4 protein-coding genes and 1 pseudogene are annotated in these 5,539 nt (G+C 54.0%); 2 read left to right on the forward strand and 3 right to left on the reverse strand.

From position 1 onward, the window contains the following. The 3 genes and pseudogenes from AQR02_RS00530 to AQR02_RS32180 form a co-directional block, all read right to left on the reverse strand. A pseudogene (locus tag AQR02_RS00530) lies at positions 1-919 on the reverse strand (hypothetical protein); the annotation flags it as partial. A 56-nt stretch (positions 920-975) separates the two neighbouring features. Then, on the reverse strand, positions 976-1,899 hold the full coding sequence (locus AQR02_RS00535; protein ID WP_082451524.1) for a hypothetical protein: 924 nt from the start codon (positions 1,897-1,899) through the stop codon (positions 976-978). Next, positions 1,892-2,044, reverse strand: a complete 153-nt coding sequence (locus AQR02_RS32180) for a hypothetical protein (protein ID WP_159067651.1) — start codon at positions 2,042-2,044, stop codon at positions 1,892-1,894. The genes AQR02_RS00535 and AQR02_RS32180 overlap by 8 nt, the downstream gene beginning before the upstream one ends. A gap of 203 nt (positions 2,045-2,247) precedes the next feature. Between AQR02_RS32180 and AQR02_RS00540 the strand changes: the two genes are divergently transcribed. Further along, on the forward strand, positions 2,248-4,071 hold the full coding sequence (locus AQR02_RS00540) for a vWA domain-containing protein (protein WP_082451526.1): 1,824 nt from the start codon (positions 2,248-2,250) through the stop codon (positions 4,069-4,071). A 13-nt stretch (positions 4,072-4,084) separates the two neighbouring features. Further along, positions 4,085-5,539 (forward strand): tubulin-like doman-containing protein (locus AQR02_RS33255; protein WP_245237004.1); only part of this gene is annotated, 1,455 nt, incomplete at its 3' end.

Genomic DNA, 5,539 nt, shown 5'->3' on the forward strand with positions numbered 1-5,539 from the left:
CGCTCTTCAGCAGCTTCGCTGCGCTGCTGTCGATGAATGACAGCACTTTGGACGAATCAGGATCAAGTGCTGCAGATGCGGCGTAAGTGCGGTAGGCGGCAGCGTGTCCGGCGAAGGCGGATATATTATCGCCTTCCAGATCCTTGTCCAGAATAACCTGGGCACTGTCCTCCGTCTGCTTTTGCACCCACGGCGCCTGATAGCTATGATTGCTGTACGCTTCTATCATTGAAAGGGAGCTGTCGAGCATAGGGCCAAAGCTGCCTCCAGCGGCCAGAACCTTCAGTCTGGCCGTATCATGCGCCTTGAACCCCGTTTCCAGCAGCTCATTCTTGGCGTCTGTTCCTCCATAATAAGCATCCGGAATCTGCAGCAGATTCCATTTGAACTGATCTCCGTTATTTTCACTGCCGCTGCCGTTCTGGCTTGCGGCAAGCTCAGCCAGAAACTGGCTTTTAAACTGCCCGAAGCCTGCCGTCAGCTGTACGGAAATGCCTGAAACCTCAGACAGCTGGCGATAATAGGATGCATAGGGTCCCCCGCTGATGAAATACTTGGACTTAAGGCTGATCAGGGAAGCATAGCTCTCCATAAATTCGGCAAAATCCCTGGTCACAAGCTGATCCGTTACCTTCTTCACCAGGGTGTTTAGTCCGCTGCGGATGGCTGAAATCGGCGCCAGTTCTTCCAGGCGTGCAGCAATTTGCTCCTCTTTATAATGAATGGCCGGGTTGTCCGCTGCTTGGCGGTACAGATTCTCGGCAGCTATCAGATCCCCGGCGGCATAGAGCCGCTCTGCTTCCTGCACCTCACGGATCTTATCTCCGATCCGCAGAGCCTTGAGTCCGAGCAGCGCCAGCATACATATACACAGAATAATCATAATATTCCGCAGGGATATGGCTTGTTTGAACGTCATAGTATAGTAGCCCCTTTATTTAAATTAAAAGTATGCCTCCAGCTCGCGGCATCCATTTAAAAATCGGGGTCCCAGCGGTACTTGGCTTCCCGGACTTCCGCTACCTTGAGGTCCAGGCCGTTCCACGGCTCATAAGGACTGGCGGAGATCAGCCTGGACAAGCGCAGAAAGCGGTCTTTAGGCAGATCCTGTATGTATCTTCCGATCATCCCGGAGTAGAGCAGCGCATACCGCTTCAAGCGGACTGCCGCCCCGGCAACACCGATCAGGATGGCTTCGCCTTTGTCCATTTCAAGAATTTGTGCCTCATAATTCTTAACATAGCGCAGCGTACGGTCCTTGATCAGCTCGGGACGGACCTTGGCAATCTCGCCGATATACTCGGCGAGCAGCGGCTCGAAATCCTTCAGCAGCAGCTGCTCAAGCTCAAGGTTCATATCCTTGCGCAGCTGGAAGCCGTGCAGCAGGGCGACGCGCTGGCGGGAGATCCGGTCACCGCGCAGCAGGATTGAGATTTCGCGCAGCTTCTCGTAAGCCAGCACATCATCCTCGCGAAGCACAGCTACAGCCTCCTGGCGGTTGATCTCCAGGCCTTCCTTGATGCTGAAGATGTTCCGGCCCAGCAGCTCGTTCAGCGCAAAGAGATTCTCATTCTGCCGGACCTTCCGCTGCATATAATAGAGGGCTGCGGCCAGGACAGCTCCTCCTGCACCGCATAGGGCCATCTGCTGCAGGCTCTGCCCGAAGTAGACCGCAGCCAGGGTGAGCAGCGCGATAAGCAGCAGACGGGTATGCATTTTGCGTCCGGCGATGGCCGTGGCCTGCTTCTCAAGCGAAGATAAGGCGGCGCGCCCGCACCCGCCGCAGCGTTCTTCGCCGAGTGCGGTAAACCGGCCGCAGCGGCGGCAGATCCGCAGCTTGTCATAAGCATAACGCGGGACTTTGAACGGCCGGAAGGTCACGGGTCTTTTCTTATTCACGGGTGCCAGTCCCTCCATTCAGTGCGGCCAGCAGCCTCGCGTCAATATCGTCACGGGTAAGCGGCTTCCGCCGCCTTGATGCATAAATAGAGATCTGGATTACGGCATAAAGAAACGTAATACCGAGAATAACGTATGAAATCATGGAACTCTTCCTTTCACTTGGAAGTATGGCTGCCTTGAAAGGCTGATAGAATGACGATTCTACCCTTGGCGGCAGCTGTCAGGCGGGCACAAAGTTGAAGTTTACAATGTTTAATTATATCATAATGGCATGCTATTTACAGATTTTAGCTAACTGATAACCCCGTCTCTATTACCGAATATAACACAAGAGGAGCCATCTTTATGCTTCGTACACAGCTTTGCCCTAGAACAACTAAGAATATGCTTAAGCGGCTAATCCCGGTACTATTGCTGATTCTGTGCCTGTCCGCCTCTCCGTTTGCCGTAATGCGGGCTTCGGCAGCCCCGGCGGGTCCGTCCCGGATTGACGCGGTGCTGCTGATTGATGTCAGCAACTCCATGAATAAGAGCGACAAGAACAATATCGCCGGTGAGGCGATGAAGATGTTTATAGATATGCTGTCCGCCCAAGGGGACAAAGTCGGCATCGTAGCCTACACCGACAAGGTCCAGCGCGAGAAAGCCCTGCTGCAGATCGGCTCGGCCGGAGACAAGCAGGATTTGAAGGATTTCATCGACGGGCTGGACCGCGGACCCTACACGGATATTGCCGTCGGTGTGGAAGAAGCCGTCAAAGTGCTGGAAAACGGCAGTGACCCCGGACATGAGCCGATGATCGTCATGCTGGCAGACGGCAACAATGATCTCAACGAGTCGGGCAGCCGGACCCAGAGCCAGTCTGACCAGGAGCTGTCCGCTGCAGTGGATGCCGCCAAGCAGAAGGGCTATCCGATTTATACTATAGGCCTTAATGCTGATGGCAAGCTGAATAAGGACATCCTGTCCGGACTGTCTGATGAAACAGGCGGCAAAGCATTTACTACGGATTCAGCTGACGATCTGCCGCAGATCCTCAGCGAGATTTTTGCCAGCCATTTGAAGCTGAAGGTAGTCCCTGTGCAGTCGATTACGGCAAACGGCAGCTACCAGGATGTTACGGTTAATGTACCCAACAGCAGTGTGCTGGAAGCGAATATCTCCATTATGTCGTCACAGCCGGTGACCGCGAAGCTGACCGATCCGTCCGGCAAGGAAGTTGCTATTCCGTCAGATGATGTTCTGCTGTCCAAGTCTTCCAGCTATAGTCTGATCAAGCTGCTTTCACCTCAGCAGGGCGACTGGAAGCTGCAGGTAAAGGGCGTTCCGAAGGATAAGATTGATATCAATCTCGTATTTAACTATGATCTGGAGCTTAAGATCGATGCGCTGCCGTCCGCTAAGTATCAAAAAGGCGATACCATTGAAATCGTATCCCATCTGTTCAGCAATGGTACTCAGGTAACGCTCAGCAATTTGTATCAAGATATGAAGGCCGTGCTGCTTGCCACAGATACCGATACAGGCGCTGTGCAGGAGATTCCGCTGGACAATTCCGGCGCAGAATTTAAAGGCAGCTTTGAGATCAAGGACAGCCACAGCTACGAGCTCAAGGTCCGTGCGGAGGAGAGCAGCTTCTACCGCGAGAGCGATGTGCTCAAAATCGATGCCAAGACCGGAGCTGTAAGCACAGCGCCGGCGGCCACAAGCGGACCTGCCGGCCAAGAGCCTCTCCAGGAGAAAGAAACCTCGAACACCCTGTACTTTATTATCGGCGGAGTACTGCTGCTGCTCGCTGCGGCTGTGGTGCTGTGGATGCTGCGCCAAAAGGCGACCCGCGGTTTTGTCGGGCAATTGGTTGTGGAGGTGCTGGATGGCAACACCGGGGAGATGACGTATCCGCAGTACAAGAAGCTGTCTGCCTTCCGGGGCAAATTCACGCTCCATCAGCTGCTGCAGCTTGCGCCTGAACTGAAGGAGAGTGAAAAGCTCGTGTTCACACCCGGTAAAAATGACCGGCTGCTGCTGCGCAGCGGGGAAGGCATTTCCGTCGAGAGATCAGGACGGGCTGCCGATACCTCACGAGGGCTGGAACTGAAGAGCGGGGACCGTATTTCAGTGCCGCTGCAAACTGTAGATAAGACCATTCTGCTTGAGTATTTAATATAGAGGGGGAGAACCAATGAAACCGGTAGTAAGAGAGCATATACAGCAACTCGATGTATCACTTGGCGGGGGGATCGTCAGCGACAAAATCAGAGTAGACACGATCGACAACCCAATCCTGATCATCGGACTCGGCGGTACGGGCATCGACGCCCTGCTGCGGCTGAAATACCAGATTAACCGCCGCTTTAAGCTGCCCGAAGATCCGCTCTCCAAGAAGAAACGCGACAAGCCGGATAACGTGGAATTCCTGGCTTTTGAGACGAATGAACAGGACCGCGGCAAAAAATACAAAGGTATCGGCCTTGATCCGCAGAACGAGTTCGTGCTGCTGGCTAACGCTGAAATCGGCGGCCTGCTGCAAAACAGAAGCATTCTCGACCCTTACATTACCGAATGGCTGTCGCCGGAGCTGAGCATTACCGACGGGATGAACGGCGCTGCCGGTGTACGCCAGGCCGGGCGCCTGCTGCTGTTCACCAAGATCAATCAGGTCGTAGGTGCAATTGATAAGAAGATCAAGACGCTGTCCGTCGGCACCAGCAAGAAGCTGATGGTGTTCCTGCTCACCGGCTTATCCGGAGGTACGGGAAGCGGAGCTTTTCTGGATATCGCCTATATCGTGCGCGGCATTATTGAACGCGACTACGGCGCGGCAGGCATAGACCGGGTTAACACACTGGGCTACCTTTTCACACCGGACGTCAATCTGGCGAATAAAAGCCTTAGCGAGCACACCCGCGAATATATCCGCAAGAACGGTTATGCGGCGCTCAAAGAGCTGGATTACTGGATGAACGTGGACAGCCGCGGTGAGCGGTTCCGCCAGCAGTACGGCAATATTCTCACCGTGAATTCCCCGCTGCCGCCGTTCAACCTGTGCCATCTGATCTCCGCCACCAATACGGAGGGCAAACTGCTGGAGAATGCCTATGATTACTGCATGAACGTAACGGCAGAGAATATTACCAACTTTATGGCCAGTGAGGAAAAAGCTTCGGGCGAGGAATTCGCCATCCATGACTATATCAGCAACATCCGTACGAACATTGCGCAGATGAACAAGACTTACCCTGCCAATTATGAATACAACATTATCGGGGCTTCGTCGGCCGTGCTGCCGATTGAGGAAATGACCACCTATCTCGCCTACCGCCTGTTCGACAAAATGGACAAGATGTTCCAGCAGGCACCCGGCCAGGAGGATGTGGAGAAGTTCGCGCGCAAGCTTGGAATCGATCTCGATACTATGGTCAAAACCTTCGAATCCCGCGTACCCGAACCGCTGCCCGGCTATCAGAACAGCGAGCGGCTCAGCCATGCCAATGTAATCAAGAACCAGGTCGTGGATATGGACACCGAGCTGGAGCAGAACTTCCTGTCCCGGGCGCGTGAGGAATATATCAAATCCAAAAAACAGCTGCCCGGTGAAATTACCGGACGTTTCAGTGAGGAGCTGGAGCGCATCTTC

The sequence above is a fragment of the Paenibacillus ihuae genome (assembly GCF_001368795.1).
GTDB lineage: Bacteria > Bacillota > Bacilli > Paenibacillales > Paenibacillaceae > Paenibacillus_AQ > Paenibacillus_AQ ihuae.

Bases quoted from the DNA above. Each gene is read 5' to 3' on its own strand.
- AQR02_RS32180 (WP_159067651.1), bottom strand. From the start codon at position 2,044: ATGATTTCATACGTTATTCTCGGTATTACGTTTCTTTATGCCGTAATC.
- AQR02_RS00540 (WP_082451526.1), top strand. From the start codon at position 2,248: ATGCTTCGTACACAGCTTTGCCCTAGAACAACTAAGAATATGCTTAAG.